The 15,334-nt window shown below is 67.2% G+C and carries 11 protein-coding genes and 1 pseudogene; 4 read left to right on the top strand and 8 right to left on the bottom strand.

Annotated features, from left to right (window positions below):
• Positions 1-276: 276 nt before the first annotated feature.
• A complete protein-coding gene (locus tag AC5Y4D_RS16150; RefSeq protein ID WP_500037588.1) occupies positions 277-450 on the bottom strand; it encodes a GAD-like domain-containing protein in 174 nt (57 codons plus the stop codon).
• Between the two features lie 95 nt (positions 451-545).
• Between AC5Y4D_RS16150 and AC5Y4D_RS16155 the strand changes: the two genes are divergently transcribed.
• Entirely contained in the window at positions 546-1,121 is a 576-nt protein-coding gene (locus AC5Y4D_RS16155; protein ID WP_500037589.1) for a hypothetical protein, read from the top strand.
• Between the two features lie 534 nt (positions 1,122-1,655).
• On the opposite strand, the gene AC5Y4D_RS16160 is transcribed toward AC5Y4D_RS16155, so the two are convergent.
• The 4 genes from AC5Y4D_RS16160 to AC5Y4D_RS16175 all read right to left on the bottom strand — a co-directional run bounded on the left by AC5Y4D_RS16160 (position 1,656) and on the right by AC5Y4D_RS16175 (position 5,841).
• Positions 1,656-3,209: a 9-bladed beta-propeller domain-containing protein gene (locus AC5Y4D_RS16160; RefSeq protein ID WP_500037590.1), complete on the bottom strand. Its 1,554-nt coding sequence runs from the start codon at positions 3,207-3,209 to the stop codon at positions 1,656-1,658.
• A gap of 27 nt (positions 3,210-3,236) precedes the next feature.
• Positions 3,237-4,085: a hypothetical protein gene (locus AC5Y4D_RS16165; protein ID WP_500037591.1), complete on the bottom strand. Its 849-nt coding sequence runs from the start codon at positions 4,083-4,085 to the stop codon at positions 3,237-3,239.
• Positions 4,078-4,929, bottom strand: coding sequence for a hypothetical protein (locus tag AC5Y4D_RS16170; protein WP_500037592.1), 852 nt, complete (start codon positions 4,927-4,929; stop codon positions 4,078-4,080). The genes AC5Y4D_RS16165 and AC5Y4D_RS16170 overlap by 8 nt, the downstream gene beginning before the upstream one ends.
• Positions 4,930-5,004: 75 nt before the next feature.
• Positions 5,005-5,841 carry a hypothetical protein gene (locus AC5Y4D_RS16175; protein ID WP_500037593.1) on the bottom strand — a complete coding sequence of 279 codons (837 nt, stop codon included), beginning with the start codon at positions 5,839-5,841 and terminating at the stop codon, positions 5,005-5,007.
• 101 nt (positions 5,842-5,942) lie between these two features.
• On the opposite strand from AC5Y4D_RS16175, the gene AC5Y4D_RS16180 reads away from it, so the two are divergent.
• From AC5Y4D_RS16180 to AC5Y4D_RS16190, 3 genes are all read left to right on the top strand, one after another.
• Positions 5,943-7,670 (top strand): alpha/beta hydrolase, encoded by a 1,728-nt coding sequence (locus tag AC5Y4D_RS16180; RefSeq protein ID WP_500037594.1) that lies wholly within the window; start codon positions 5,943-5,945, stop codon positions 7,668-7,670.
• 121 nt (positions 7,671-7,791) lie between these two features.
• A complete protein-coding gene (locus AC5Y4D_RS16185) occupies positions 7,792-8,235 on the top strand; it encodes a hypothetical protein (protein ID WP_500037595.1) in 444 nt (147 codons plus the stop codon).
• A 99-nt stretch (positions 8,236-8,334) separates the two neighbouring features.
• Positions 8,335-9,972, top strand: a complete 1,638-nt coding sequence (locus AC5Y4D_RS16190; RefSeq protein WP_500037596.1) for a hypothetical protein — start codon at positions 8,335-8,337, stop codon at positions 9,970-9,972.
• A 12-nt stretch (positions 9,973-9,984) separates the two neighbouring features.
• Here the strand turns inward: AC5Y4D_RS16190 and AC5Y4D_RS16195 are convergent.
• The 3 genes and pseudogenes from AC5Y4D_RS16195 to eccD form a co-directional block, all read right to left on the bottom strand.
• Positions 9,985-11,394: pseudogene (locus AC5Y4D_RS16195) on the bottom strand (MinD/ParA family ATP-binding protein); the annotation flags it as partial.
• Positions 11,395-12,467: 1,073 nt separating this feature from the next.
• Positions 12,468-13,874 (bottom strand): type VII secretion-associated serine protease mycosin, encoded by a 1,407-nt coding sequence (gene mycP / locus AC5Y4D_RS16200; RefSeq protein ID WP_500037597.1) that lies wholly within the window; start codon positions 13,872-13,874, stop codon positions 12,468-12,470.
• Entirely contained in the window at positions 13,874-15,316 is a 1,443-nt protein-coding gene (eccD, locus tag AC5Y4D_RS16205; protein WP_500037598.1) for a type VII secretion integral membrane protein EccD, read from the bottom strand. Before eccD ends, mycP begins: the two co-directional genes overlap by 1 nt.
• Between the last annotated feature and the right edge of the window lie 18 nt (positions 15,317-15,334).

A 15,334-nucleotide genomic window follows, 5' to 3' on the forward strand; every position in this document is an offset into this window, starting at 1 on the left:
GTTGTGTGATGCGGTATTTGGTGACGGTGGATGCGGCGGGGCGGCGGCGGTTGTGGTGGGCGGCATATCGATCCATTTTGGCCGGGCACCGGGTCCGGTCGTGCCAGTGTGATCATGGATGCCAGGGGTGTGATCGTGGTCGCGAGGCCGAGTCCCGGTGTGCAGCAATAGATCTTGCCGTAGGCGGTGCGGAAGAGGGGATCTGGTTGCCGACCTACAACTCTGGCAGATCGAGTCCGTCCAGCCAGGTGTCGACGACGGGTTGCCAGGCTGGGGTCACACACCCACAGCAGGCCGTCGCCGGTAGCCGGCGAAGCCGATCTCTCGCCACATGTCGAGCATGAGCTGCGGTAGCTGGCCTGCGTATTCGCCGTAGTAGTCTTCCGGCACGGCCACCGAGTCGATGGGTTCGTCCCAGCGAGACAGGAAGTTGAGGAACTCCAAGCGCACGATCGGATACTGCCCGCTGCATCGGCTATCGGTAAGCCTACTGGCCGTCGGCGACTGTCGAAGCCGGGATACGATGCCCATAAAGGAGATTGGCCATGACCGAGCCGCGGATTACCTATTACGCGGTCCTCGATGACGGCGGTACTCCCGACCAGCCGATCGGGATTGTCCGCCGGATTCACACCGAGCCTCCGGTCGACGAGACGTTCCAGCGCGACATGGCTTGGCACCCGACCGATTACCTGCGCCGCTACTATCTGCGCGGCAGCACCGACACCGATCACGTTGAAATCGACGCCGAATCGGCGAGAGCAGTCTTGGATCGCTGGTGTGCCCAGTGGATAAACGAGGATGGGACCAAACCCGTCGTCGCATCAGTGGATACCGACACCCTCAACATGGCCGTGATCGTCGCGATCAATGGTTCCAAAATTCCCCGCATCAATGCCGACAAACTCGCCGAACAGTTCGGTGAGGCCCGGGCGAAGGTTCTCTTCCAGGCCGTTTCCGAACTGGTTCGCGAGGCTGTCAGGACACCCATCGAATGGGGCGACTTGACACTGGAACAGGGCGTCAACGACATCCTTCGGCGATTCCACACCCACCACCCGCAGCTCTCCCCGGAAGCGCTGTATGAGATCGGGCGGTGTGTGGGGTGGAACCTACGCTGATTGGATGGCGCGCCACCCGCAACGAACAGTGATAACGATGAACCGCTGGTCCGCCGAGCCGGGGCGGTGAGTGACAATCCCTCGCGATGCTGACCCCGTACTGGCCGACACACCAGCAACGGCGCGGATGGCAGCCGCTGATACCCCCGACCATCCCATCTGGACTTTCCCGGGATAGCCGCGAACCAGTAGTGACCGGCGTCGAACGCGGCCCCAAGGACGAGCTGACGCCGCGCATTCCGCCCGACGGTCGGTGGAACGGCTTCACGCCCGACGGCGTGCGCACACCGAGGCTGCAGTGTGCGCACCCCCAACCCGTCGCTGAACGACCCCAGCCGCTGGCACCCAGCACCCGCTGACGATGTCGCACAGGTGCAACGCCGGCTAGCTATGCTAGTGCGCAAATCCGCGCCAACAAGCACCCAAGACCACAGCTCACAGTCCTACGGCTGGGTAAGTCCCGTGGTGTGGTCGGGTTTCGGAGATCGGGACGGACCGACCCGGGACTTCGTCAGGTCGACGGTGACCACCAAATCATGCCGCCGGACCCAGTGAGGTCACGCTGTCGCTGCGTCGGGTCCGTTCCAGCAGACCGCCGGCGACTTTCCAGATGACCACCCGTTCATCGTCAGGCTCCGAAGGCGTTTCCCATAGCACCTGACACGTTGAGGCGTCCACGGCTACGACTCGATCTGAATTCCGGCTGACAATGACATTCCCATCCGAGGCCACATAGGCGGACCCAAGGTGCATCTTGCAAGTAGGCCCAGGATTGCCCGTCAGCAGATCCCACTGCTGCCAACTCTCCTCGGGCCCGCTAGGGCCTCGCTTGATGTAGAGCTTGGAGCCGATCGTCTGGAATTCGGCAGCCAGCGGATCACCCGGCATCCGGGCGAGCAGCCTCCCGTCGCCGGTGTACACCACCCATTCCGGCTTCGACAGCGGGTTGATCACGAAGGTCGGCAGGGCCGCATTCTGCAATGGAGCCGCGAACCCCAACTCCTGGCGGGCAAGCTCCCGGCCCTCGGTGTCGAAGAACATGACACCCTGTGAGGCACCCTCCTGGTAGTGATAGGCGAAGCCGCCGTTGTACACCGCAGCATGATCAATCGCCACGCCCGCCGGCACACGCGAGGTGACATCCTTGCCATCGATCACCGAGAACACTCGATCCCTGGGACCGGACCGATCGTCAAGATTGCGGGCCTGCAGCGCGAGCGTCACCGGTGGAATGTCGCTGGCCGTGAGATATCCAAGGACCGGCACGTTGCCGTTGCCGGGAACAAACCACGTCAGTTCCGCGTGGGACCCGATACCGTACGCGCCCTTACCGTCGACGGTGGCAATCAACCGGGTCTCACCCTGATTGTTACCCACCGCACGAACCTTTGGCCCCGTGCCGTAAACGGCCTGTGGATGGAGCTCTGTCGGCCCGCTGTGAGTCACCACGCCGCGGTCAAGGTCGATCACCCAGACCAGCTGGGGCAGGTTCGGCAGATATCTCTCGGTCAGACACAACGCCGCCGAAGGACCGTTGGTGTAGCAGGCGGTGGCACCGCCGTAGAAACCGTCCATCAGCACGGGCGCGAACAGCCGTTTACCGGTGCTGGTGTCCAGCCCGTACACCCAGCCCCTGGGGTGCGAGCATGACCCATCGTCGCAATGGGATGTGACGAAGTACGCCTTCGCGCCGATGCTGGCGAACAGGTCACCGACGTGGATGCCCTGCGCCAGTCCGATATCAGCCGTGCTCGCCCGCCAGCCTGGCACCGGCTGACGGTTCAACGAGTATGGAACCAACAGGTCCTTGGGAGTACCTGCCGTCCAAGTTTGTGGCTGCCCCTGGGCGTCGGTGCTCAGCGCACGGCCGTGCTCCCCCGACCACGGCCTGGCCCACACCAGAATCAGGCCGGCGGCCAGGGCAGCTACCGCAGCCAGTGATGCCACGATCCACCACCGCCGACGCCTCCTTGGTGCTGCCTCGCTGATCGATTGCAGCGGCTGCGTCTGTGCAGCCGCGGCTGGTGGTCCACCCGGTTCGGGCTCCTCCCACCGGAAACCACCCGGAGGAATCTGCGGACCTGTCACGAAGGCTCCTCGCTGGTCATCGAATCGTCATGGGATCGGCGCAGCATTGATGTCACAGACACGCAACTCCCCATCGAGGATCCTGAGTGCAAAGACCGCGCTGGCATGACGGAAGTGCGTGCTCAACGTCCACACCGGACCGAAACGACTGAACGTCCCCGTGGCGTTGAGATCCACGTACACGCCGCGCTCTCCCCGGTCGAGAATTCCGAACTCCGTCGCCAACGTGCCCCGCCTCATATCCGGTGGACACGACAGGACCCGCAAATTGGCTGCATGCCCGGCATTGCGCTCCCGCACCCACACTCGCACCGTGTTGTTGGCAACAGCGTGTGCCTGCTCGTCGGACATCGACTCACTGGCCGCCATCGCCCGCAACGTCGGCCCGGTACCCCGGTCACGGCCGATGATGGCAACCACCAGGACGGCGACCGACACGGCGGCAGCCAGCGCCCACAAGCCCAGGACGATCCGAGCCCGACGTTGCAGTTTTGACTGTGGGGCTTGGGCCAGGACGGCAGGGGCACCTGTCGCCGCGGTTGTCGACGCGGGCGCGGCGCCGGCATCGGTCGCCATGAGCGGTTCCGTGCGCAACTGCAAACGCCCGGTGTTGTCGACGTCTATGATCGCTCGGCGCCACACCGCGCCCGAATCGATCGCTCGTCGCTGGTATTCCGCCACCAACGACACCGCGGCCGGCGGCACCTGCAACGGATACTGCCCGGCCGCAGTCGTCACAAAAGCCTCCGCCGCGGGCGGTGTTGACGACGGCTCGACCTCGGCCACCAGCCGAATCCACCCGGTGGGCGCCTCCGCCAGCAGCAGTCCTACCGCGTCCTCGATCAACGAACGACTCCCGACCGAACCCTCAGTCACTGTCGTCACACACCTTCAACTGACCGTTCTCATCGGCAAGGGTGAACCGCTCCAGGAAGAAGCCGCCACTCTTCTGGGCCGCCTCCACACGGGACCTCATGCGGTCGTTGAGCGGCCGGACGCGCACCGCGATCGTCACCCAAATCTCGGCCTTCTGATCGTCGAATTCGGTGAAGACGTCCGGGAAGACGATGTCGTTGTGCTGGCCCTGCTCGACCGCCTCGATCAATTCCAACACCCTGGGCGTCGGGTTCGTACACACCACGGCCCGCATTCCGGCCGCGTCGCCGCGATTCTCGGCGTCGAGCCAACGCCACACCACGTCATAGGCTGGGCGCTCCCGCGCCGGCGGGGGGAGCACCGAAATCACGTCGGCCCGTGGCGGCGGCGACCATGTCCACCCCAGCACAAAAACCACACCAGCGGCAGCCGAACAGACCAACGCGACGACCATCAACGCACGACGCAGCCTGCGGCAATCACCCGCCGCTGCCGGCGCACCCGACCCCGGCTGCACACATGGTGCGACTACATCGGGCTCGGTGCGAACGGACAGCCGACCATCGGCATGACAATCCACGACCAGTCGCCGCCATGGCGTTCCCGCCGCCGACGCCCGACGCCGATGCTCGGCCAGAATGCTGAGGACGCCGGCAGACACACTCAGGGGCTGCTGACCGTCCTCGGTCATCACCGACACCTGGGCAACGGCAGGCTGGGACGCCGGTTCGAACTCGCCCCGCAACCGTTGCCACCCCGACGGCGCCTGCGCGAGCAACAACCGGACCGCATCCTCGATCAAACCCCGATCAGCAACCGGGACTCCCCCACCGTCTGCAGCCACCCACCCAGGCTAGGTGACCACCCTGCTGCCGGGGTTGCACTGGGCGAAACCCCAAATCGTGCCCTGAAACTCTTTCTACTCACGCCAAAATAACCGCGCTGGCGGGCGCCCCACCAGCAGTTTTGCCACCAACGCGCCCCGTACGCCCGATGCCCCGACACAACCCGCATCCGACCCCAGCCCTGCGACACACCAAGCGTCCGCTGCCCCCGCGAGTTCTGCTGCACCCCAAGGATTCTCCGGATCCGAAAAAGGGCACCCAGCCGTACCCGGGCAGCATGCCGGCACCGTCGAAACCCAACACCCGACCAGCACACCCGTCGGCGATGCGACACCGTCGGGCGGCACCCACCCCGACGCGGCGGCCCCTGGCCCGGCCACCAACACCACGACGCATCCGCCCGTGGACGCCACAGCGACGCCGCAGGCGAGCACAACAGCGGTGGGCACCGAACCAGGGTCGAGCCCGATGTCGACGACGCCAGCGCCTGCCGCCGGATCGGCGGGGCCGACGCCTACCGCAGCGGCGTCGACAAGCTCGGCGCCCAGCCACGGCGCCACCTCCGAGGGCGCCTCGCCGCCACCGGCTGCTCGCTCCTCGGTCTCCGAGCCGCGCGCGGCGGTCTCGGCGACGCACCCGGCCGGCGCACCGATCGCGCGCAGCGCGGATTCGGTTGTCAGCCATGGCCCCTCGGCGCGCGAAGCGGCCGAAACCGCGCGTGGCGCGTCGCCGACCCAGACGCGACCCGTCGCTCCCCGGAGCACCGATGGGCACTCGCCCGCCGAGGCAACCCACCCCCGGCCACGCGAGGAACAGCCGGGTCCGGACAACGCACGGCCGAGCACACCCAGCGATCCGCTGGCCCGCTCCGTCCACTCCCCGGCCGAAACCGAGCACCCCGCACGACGCACCGAGCACCGCGCGGCGGAGCCAACCCCCCCAACATGACCGGCCCGATATCGAGCATCCCGAGAATCTGCGGTCCGCGGGGGCCAGGCACGACGAGGGATCGGTGCGGCCCAGTACCGAGTCGGCTCGCGAGCACGCCGCCCCGGAGCACGAAGCGACATCACAGCACGCCGCTGAACATCGCGATGCCGAGGCACCCTACGGCGGGACACTGCCGCCGATCGTCGTCGGTCCAGTGTTGCCGGACGTCGCTGCCGGCCAGCCTCATTCGATGGCCGCCCAGGCGCGCATCGATGCACCGCAGACGCCGCGAACTACCGAACATGTTGGTGCACATCCCGATTCGGGACGAGAAGCAGCCGCACGGCCCGCGGCCGGCACCGCAGGTTCAGACGGCGGCGAGCCACCTGCGCCCCATCGACCGGGGCCGGGACACGGCCCCCATTCCGGCGACGACGACGGCGGCGGTGGCGGCCCGCACGATCCTGGTGACCGCGGCCGTTATGTTCCCTCGCACCCCGACCCCCAGCGCAGCGAGCGAATCGCGAACGAGGCGTTGTGGAAACGGATTCCGCCGGTGCATACCAGCGAGATCCGCCATCATCTGGCCGACAAGACGTTCGGCGAACAGCGCGCGAAGGACAACGCGACATGGTGGCGCGGGCTCAGCGGTGAGGAACAACGCGCGCTGATCGACACCTATCCGCGCGAGATCGGTAATGCCGAGGGCATTGCGGCCTGGGCGCGTACCGAAGCAAACGAGCAGGCACTCTCGCGACAGCATGACGATTTGCAGTCCCGCAAGGACGCCGGCGAGCACCTGAGCCGACCCGAGAAGAAAGAACTCAAGCGCTACAACGAGATTCACCGTGCACTCGACGAGGCGAGAACCAGAGCCGCGGAACTCGGCGGCGAGGTGCACATCCTCGCGTTCGACCCGCACGTCTTCCACGGCGACGACCGGATGGTGGTCAGCGTCGGCCACGATCCGTATCACGCGGACTCGGTGTCCTGGCATATCCCGGGCTTGACGACCACGATCGACAGCCTCGGCGGCAACCTGACCAACGCGATCCACCATCTGCAGTCGGTCCGGATGGAGAGTCCCGACCTCACAGCGGCGTCCATCGCCTGGATCGGCTACGACGCACCCAGCGGGCTGGGATCCTGGCGGGTCGCCTCCCACGGGTTGGCCCGCGACGGCGGCAACATCCTGCACGGCGACCTCACCGCGTTCAACGCCGCCCGCGACGCCAGTTCGGTTGCTGGCGAACACTTCTCGACCAATCACCTGTTCGGGCATTCCTATGGGTCGACCACTACGAGCTACGCCGGCCAGCACGGCCGGCTGGGCGACGTGGTACAGACGGTCACCCTGCTGGGGTCTCCCGGCGCCGGGCCGCAGCGCCATGCCAGCGACTTCAACGTCGGCGACAACGTGTTCGTCGCGTCCTCATCGCGGGATCCGGTCACCGCCCTGGGCGGACGCACACCCGGGTCGGCGTTCCGGCTGCGTCCGCTCGACTTTGCGTCGCGGGCCTTCGATGCCTACTCGAAGTATCAGTTCGCCGCCTCGGCGGCGATCCGAACGGCCGGTTCTTCGGGATCGGTCTGGGTGTCGACCCGGCGATGCACGACTTCGGGGCACACCGCATCACCGCGGAGTTCCTTCTCTTGGGGCCCCACTGAAGCGCACCGACCCTGCTCTGCGTCAAACCAACCCCGGATTTGGAGAAACCCACACCGACAGTGCCCAGCGTCACGTGGTTCAGGATCTGCGACCACCAACCGAAAGACACGAGGAGCCGACGCAGGCGTCGGCGTCAGCTGAGAAGTTGCCCTTCGACGAGACAACGGGCACGTCGGAACACAATGACGGCGCGGCACAGGCCGTGATAGATCATCAGCCCGAGGAGTCCCCGGAAACCCCTCCCGTCCTAGCAGCTCCAGCGATGTCCGGACCGAGCGCCGCCGACATCCGGGGCGTACTCGACCAACTGCCCGAGGGATCGCGAGAGGGTATCCGCCTGGTGCGCTCCCTCGATGGCCTGGAGCAACTCGTGAAGTGGATGGCTCAGGGCGGTACCGAGGGCCGCAACCGCTATGGAGACCCAGCCAAGGGCGCGTGGACTGACCTCCCCGACGGCAGCAAAGTCGGCGAACGCCGCGCGGCGGGCTCGACGGGCAAGCCGGCGCTCGACATTGATCTGCACGGCCCCACCGGCACCGAACATTGGAAGGTGCATATCAATCGCGAGTTGGGCGCCGAGCCGAACGTTCCTGGGCCGAAAACGGCACGGGGCGACGCCGAGCCCGCCGATTGTGCGCCGTCGACCGCAACCGGAACTGCGGGGCGGCAAACACAGTGGCAGGAGACCGAGGGTCGTGGTGGTTGACTTGCGTCGCAGCAGGTCCCTGAGGATCGTCAGGGAAACCGGCGCGAAGTCTGCGAGCACTGAAATGATGGCAGGCGAGCACGACGGGAGCACGAAGCAATGACCGAACCGGCGGCGACGCCACAAGCCCTGCTACGCGGCGACATCCTGGCACTCGGTCAGTCTGACTGGGTATCGATGGCGGACGTGCGTGGCCAACTCGACCGCCGCTGGCTCCCGGCCGCACCGGCCGAGCGGCAGCAACTGATGCTGACCACTATCCGCTCGTTACTTGAAGACGGTCTGGTAGAACTCGGTGATATCCCGGGACCAGACGACTCTGGGTTCCTGGTATGGCCGGGCGGGCTGGACTCGGTGATGCAGCAGCTGGCCGACCGGATCGTCGGCCAATGGGCGGACCCGGACGCCTGGGAATATCAGACGTGGCTGAACCTCACTACGGCCGGCAGGAAGGCAGCGGGACTACTCCCTCGTGAAGGAACCCGCGCACTGTCGGTATGGCGGCCCGAACCGGGCAGCCCCTCCGGCGTCGCCCCCGACGAGTCGCTACCCCGACTGTCCGCACAGGACGCGCTGCGCGTCGCCGACTATCTCGACGCCGGAGCAGTGGTGGCCCGCACCACCGCCCGGATGCCCGATCCGTGGTCCGACAACACCGCAGCACAAGTGCCCCTGACCCAACGCACCGACGGGATATGGCGCTGGGACGACGCCGTCACCTACTACGTACGCCACTACCACCTCAGCCCGGGAACACAGTTCCTCGACTATCTGCGGGAACAGGACTTCGCACCTCGCCAGGTCACGGCCGCGCAAGTCAGCGCCGTCGCCGACGAAGTATTCGGCAGCCCTGCTGCCCCCACACCACAGCACCCGCTACGTCTGGACGGCACACAGTTGCTGCCGCGCGATCTCTACTGCAACTACCAGGGGCGAATATTCCGCTGCGATATCAATGCCTCGCGGGTCAAATTGATCGTCTCCCCGGGACAATCGATCCCACCCGGATTCGAGCCCAAGGATTCGAGCCGCTCCTTCGTACAGTCCACTGCCTTTAAGGCGATACCGGAATCGGAAGTGCATGCGTTCTACAAGGTAATCACCACCTGCTGGTACAAAGGCAACCCGTACTCGATCCGGCGGATCGACGGACCAACGCTACGACTCAGCCTCGACGGCGGTCGCCGGAAAAGTCCCACGACGCCCGAACCGCCCGCTCCGACACGCGACGAACTAGGACACTTCCCAAACGTGGAGATACTCGGTCCCGGTGACATCTGGGCCACCATCGACATCCTCGAAGCCGCGCGCCTCACCATGGCGATCGTCCCCTACCACCTCATCGACGGCTACCTCAAACCCGTACGCGACCTCACCGGCGCCGGCTACGCCGTCCCCACCGCCGACCAGATCTACTACTTCCCCTCCCCCGCCGACAGCCCCTACCTACCCCCCGGACAAGCACTAGCCACCCTGCGGGATTACCTGAACACCCACGACCCGACCTACCCCACCACAGACCTGCGCCCCACCCGACTCCGCGACGGCTGGCAAATGGCCACAACCCACCCTCTCGACACCCACTACTACGTCGCCGACGACAACCACATCCTCACCGCACCCGCCAGCACACCCACCGCACAAGTCAGCAGCCAACTCTCCGCACAATTCCGCCAACGCCACCCCGCCGTCGACCCACCACCGGCCCACGACAGCGGCACCGACATCTTCGACTGAGCGAGGCGACCGCTACACCTGCTCCCGCGCGCCCCTCAACCGTCCGAAGTTCTCCGACACCGACCCGGCCAGTTCCAGGTACGCCTGCCTGGTCGCAGGGCGCAGCCGGTCGAAATCGACGTCGGCACCTTCGGCCAGATGTGGGTCGAACGGGATCAAATGAATTGAGCGACAGCGGGTTTGGAAATGCTCGTACACCTTGTCCAGCTTGAGTGCCGCCGATCCCGGCCGCGAAGCACTGAGCACCACGTGCGCTTCCCGAACCAGGCCCGAATGTCCATGCTGCATAAGCCAATCCAAGGTCGCCGAGGCGCTGCGCGCGGCGTCGATGGCAGGTGAGCTGACCAGCACGATGGTGTGCGCCAGATCGAGTACAGCCGACATCGCCGAATGCATGATGCCGGTTCCGCAGTCGGTCAGGATGATGTTGTAGAAGTGCCGAAGGATGTCGACGGTACGCCGGTAGTCGTCCGCGCCGAAGATCTCCGAGACAGCCGGATCCTGTTCGCTGGCAAGTACTTCCAGCCGGCTGGTGGCCATCAAGGTGTGGTTGCGGACGTCGGCGTAGCGGTTGATGTCGGGATCCGCGAGCAGGTCGCGCACGGTCGAGCGGGTGGAGACGTCACCGACTCGTTCGCCCAGCGTGCCGCGGTCGGGATTGGCGTCCACGGCGATCACCCGGTCATGTCGCACCGTCGCCAAGGCCGAACCCAACCCGAATGTGGTGGTGGTCTTACCCACTCCGCCCTTGATCGACAACACCGCGATGCGGAAGTCACCGACGATCGGCTGCCGGATCTCGGCCAGCAGATGCTCGTGCCGACGCTCCTTGCGGGACGCTCCGGGGTTGAGATGTCCCGCGGTCGCCTTGTGCACCGCACGGCGCCAGCCCGACGGCGGCGCGAACCGGTCCAGGTTGGCCACCTCGGCCTCGTCGATGGGCGGCGGCACCTGGAACGGCTGATAGTTCGGAGGCGGGCCCAGTGGGGCCGGCGGCGCTCCGGGACGCGGCGGTCGGTTGGCCGGTGACTGCTGCGTGCGGGGTACGCGCCGCCCGGGCGGCGGTCCGGGCCACCACGGCGGAGGCGGGAACGGCCCCGGCGGGGGTGGTGGCGGCGGGGGGAACGGCGGTGCGCCACCGCGCCGCACCCGCGGACCGGCCGGTCCGAGCTGGGTCGGGGAGGCGGGCGGCGGTTGCTGGGGAGCCCCATGGGTGTCTTCGGTCCCCGGCAGCGTGCCCGGACCCGCCACCTGTCGCGGTGGCACCGTCGGGCCACGAAGCTCCGGCGACGATTCTTGTGCGTGGTCCGACTCCGGTCCGGTCTGAGCGGTCGGCTCGGCAAGTTGATGCTGACCGACCGGCTCCGCCGACGTGGCCACATCATCCAGCAGGTCGTTCCATCGCCACTCCTTGGGCTCCGCGACGGTCGCGCCGTGGCCGGCGGCCTGCACGTGGTCCACTGCGGACGGCTCATGGACTTCGGTGAGCCAATCATCTTGAGGCGCCGCAACTTCGGTTACCTCGACGTCGGTCGACAGCCAATCTTCGACAACGACGTCCGGCTGCGGGTCGACTGCCTCTTCGATCTCGGGGTCTCGCGCCGTCTGCGCTACCTGTGCCCGCTTGGCCTGCATCTGTTCGAGGAGCGCCGCCGCCCTCGATTCGATCTCGTCGAGTTCGCCCGCTGTGGCCTCGTCAGCTGTCGGCCGGTCGGGCGCCGAAGACTCCGGACTCGAACCAGGTGGCTCGGGTTCAACCAGCGATTCGGGGGCTGCCTCGCGCGCAAAAACTGTCTGAGTCGAAACATCAACGGAAGGTTCAGCTTCCGCCGGATTTTCCGGCTCAGACTCGGGTCTCGGCGACGCGGGGCCGGGCGCCGCGTGCCTCGAAAGCTCGGACGCGGCCGGGAGATTGGACGCTTGGAAGGCCGGGGAGTCGGGTGGATCGGCTATCCGCGCTTCCACAGAATGCCGACCCGACGCACCTGACTGGGGCGCCGCCACGTCGGCGTCGTCCGCGACCGGCGGCGTGGGTAAGCCGGAATCCTCCTCGGCGCCGAAACGGTTCCGTCGGACCGAGACCCGCGCGGGCCGCGGCGGTACAACGTCTTCGGGGTCTGGCGGCGGCGCGGCATGCGGTTCGGTACGTGAAACCGGGTCCGGTTCCTGTTCGCGAACAGGTTCCTTGGGTTTGCGCCGCGTGCGGGACCTGGTGGACTGCTCGCCGTCGTCGTCCTGTTTGCCACGGCCGGGGGGAACACGCCGCTGCTGCGTCGTTTCACCGGTCAGCCAGGGAGGCTGCGCCAGTGACCCACGCTCTTCGGCCGCCGGCTTCTGCTTCGGCGTTCGGTCAGCCACTGTCGTCCCCCCTTTCCATTTGGTGAATACGCGACACGCCGTAGTCAATCGTACGTAGCGTCAAACGGTTAATTCTCAGTTGGACGCTGCCAGACATCCGCGCGACGCACGAACCGCGATGCCGGCCGATGACATGCCTAATGCACCGCGTCGACCGGTTCGGGATCCGTCCGTGCTTCGCGACGTCGGCGGGCCACTGCCAGCGCGCACGCCACCCCGGCCAACGCCACCGCGCCTGCGGTGACCGACAGCACGATGATCTGGGCGCGGTGACTGCCCGGGTCGCGCGGTGGCCGACCGGCGATGGGTGTCGCCCGTTCCGGATTGGGCATTTGGTCGGACGCGGGAAGACGGTAGGTCAGCGCCGCGACCGGGTCGATCACCCCGTAGCCGGTGGCCTCGTTGGGACCCGCCCCGGGTGTATGCGCGGTGCGTTTGATCAGATCGATCACCTGAGCGGCGCTCAGTTCGGGGAAGCGGGACCGGATCAGGGCCGCCACCCCGGAGACGAACGGCGCGGCGAAACTCGTGCCGTTGATCGGCGACAAACCCTGCTGACCCAAGACCGCGTTGATCAGTCCGGGCCCGTTGGAGTCCAGCGACTCGATCCTTTCGCCCGGCGCCGCGACGCCCACCCACGGCCCGCGCAAGCTGAAATCGGCGGGTTCACCCGACGTCGTCAACGCCCCGACGGTCAACACGTAGTCGCTGAACCATGCCGGGCTGGCGATGGTCCGCACCAAATCCCAACCGCTGCGCAGCGGCATGTTCGGGTCAGGCATCGCGTTCTGGGTCTTGCACAATCCCTGATTGCTGAAGTTGCCGGCCGCGGCCACCACCACCACGTTGCGCTCGAAGGCATACCGAACCGCGCGCCCCAACGCCGCGTCGTCGAGACCGCCGCCGACCGGGGTGCAGGCCACCTCGGAGAGATTGATCACGGTGGCACCCAGGTTGACCGCGCGGGTGACGGCGTACGCCAGAGTCAGCGTGTTGCCGTATCCGGGCGACGTCGCGTTGGGATCGTTGGTCTGCGCTGAGCCGCCCTCCTTCGGGCCGTACACGGTGCTGTTCTGCCGGATCGACAGGATGGTCGCTTCCGGTGCCACCCCCGCGAAGCCGTCGGCGGGGCTGGGCTGGGCGGCGATGATCCCGGCCACCAGCGTTCCGTGGGCGTCGCAATCCTGCAGGCCGTCGGAATTCGAGACGTAGTCGCCGCCCCCCTGCAGCAGCGGCAACCGCGGGTGCCGGTTGACGCCGGTGTCGATCACGGCGACCGTCTGTCCCGCACCACGTGAGAACCGCCACGCGGCGGTGAAGTCGAGCATCGCCTCGGCGCCGGGCTGGAGGCTGAAATCCGACTGCGGCAAGACCCCGGTCGGCACACCGCAGATCGCTTTGAGTTCCGTCGTCTCGGGCGGCCCGAGTGGCCCGTCAGGCGGCGGCCCCGGTTGCACCACGGGCGGCTGTATCGCCTGGGCAACCGCGGGATTCATTGCCGAGAGCACCAGCAATACGCCCAGCACCGCGCCGACGCGCTTCATCAGAAGCCAAGCCGCTGGTAGAGGCCCACCACCCACAGCGCCAGCGGGATCAGCGATGCAACCGCCAGGTACTGCAGATAAGCGAGCAATGTCGTCGTTCGAGACGGCGACCCGTCACCGGACACCCGCAACCCGGCCAACGCGGCACCGATCGCCACCGCCAGCAGCACGCCGAGGGCGGCCACCGGCATCGGCGGCGGCCCGTGCTGCGCGGTTTCGCCGATGCCCACCAGGATCGTGACGGCCGGCACCGCCAGCGCGGCGCGTTCGAACCAGGTGCGGAAGGTCCTGCCGTGCAAGGCCAGCACCAACGCAGCGGCCAACCCGAACGCGACCACCGGCCAGTCCACCGGCGCAGCGTGCAGCAACAACGTCACATACACGGCGGCGGCGCCGGCCAATCCGGTCAGCAACCCCGCCCGCGTGATGGCCGCCGACTTCGCCTTGGTCCACACCGCTTCGGCCGTCGGCATCGTCGTTTCCGAATCGCCACCGTCGACCGGTGTCGACGGTTCGAACGGATTCTTGAAATCCCAGTCCTCCCGGCTGGTTTCGACGGCAACCCGCGGTGTCGGAAATCTGCTCAACCGCGCCGTCAACCGCTGCACGACCAAGCAGGCCAGCACCGCCGCCACCGTCGCCGTCACAAAGACGATCTCGGCGCGCGCATGCAGACCCCGGGCCATCAGGCCGGCACCGACCAGCCCGAACAACAGGGCACTGGCCAGATACGCCCAGCGTCCCGTTCCGACCACCCGGTAATAGACGACGGACAGCAACAGCACCGCGCCGCAGGCGCCGGCCAACCCGTACGAGCCGAACCGCCCCAACACCGCAAACGCGATGCCGGCCGTGATCGGGATCGCCACCCACCCGAGTGCGGCGGCCACATCGTCGAGTCCGTAGGAGCGGTGCGCCAGGGCCGCACCACCGACCAGCGTCAACGCCACCGTCCCGGCTAGGGCCACGAGCATATAGTGGTTGGCCGCGTCGGATCGTCCGACCACGCAATAGGTGACGGCAAGGGCGGCGAGGTGGACTCCGGCGAACGCCATCCAACGCGCCGATGCCGCGCTCCAGGCGGCGTGGGCCGACTTGTTCAGCCGTCCGACCGCGTCCACCACGTCGTCGTAGCGGACGGGCGGCGACAAGGCCCGCTGCGAGCTGAGTCGCAGCAGTTCGCCGTTCGTCACGCCGGCCTCGCGCAGCGTGCGGTCCGGCGCCAGGACCGATTCGCCGTCGAGTCGGCTGAGGACCCAGAAGTTCCGGCGCTCGTCCTTGGCGGTGCCTGTACCGTCCTGCTCGGTGTCCCGGGAATCGACCAGGCGCGCCAGTTCCGGGACGAAGCCCGACAGCGGGACATCCAGCGGCAGTGCGATATCCAGTTGCGTGCGTCCTCCGAATACCGACACCCGGACGTGCTCGGGCGCAGCCGATGTCACGCGGAACTGTCTGAGTTC

The sequence above is a fragment of the Mycobacterium sp. NGS67 genome (assembly GCF_059812185.1).

What these genes read in the sequence shown, in the direction of transcription:
- AC5Y4D_RS16155 (WP_500037589.1), top strand. Translation starts at nt 546, where the DNA reads ATGACCGAGCCGCGGATTACCTATTACGCGGTCCTCGATGACGGCGGT.
- AC5Y4D_RS16185 (WP_500037595.1), top strand. Translation starts at nt 7,792, where the DNA reads ATGTCCGGACCGAGCGCCGCCGACATCCGGGGCGTACTCGACCAACTG.
- AC5Y4D_RS16190 (WP_500037596.1), top strand. Translation starts at nt 8,335, where the DNA reads ATGACCGAACCGGCGGCGACGCCACAAGCCCTGCTACGCGGCGACATC.
- mycP (WP_500037597.1), bottom strand. Translation starts at nt 13,874, where the DNA reads ATGAAGCGCGTCGGCGCGGTGCTGGGCGTATTGCTGGTGCTCTCGGCA.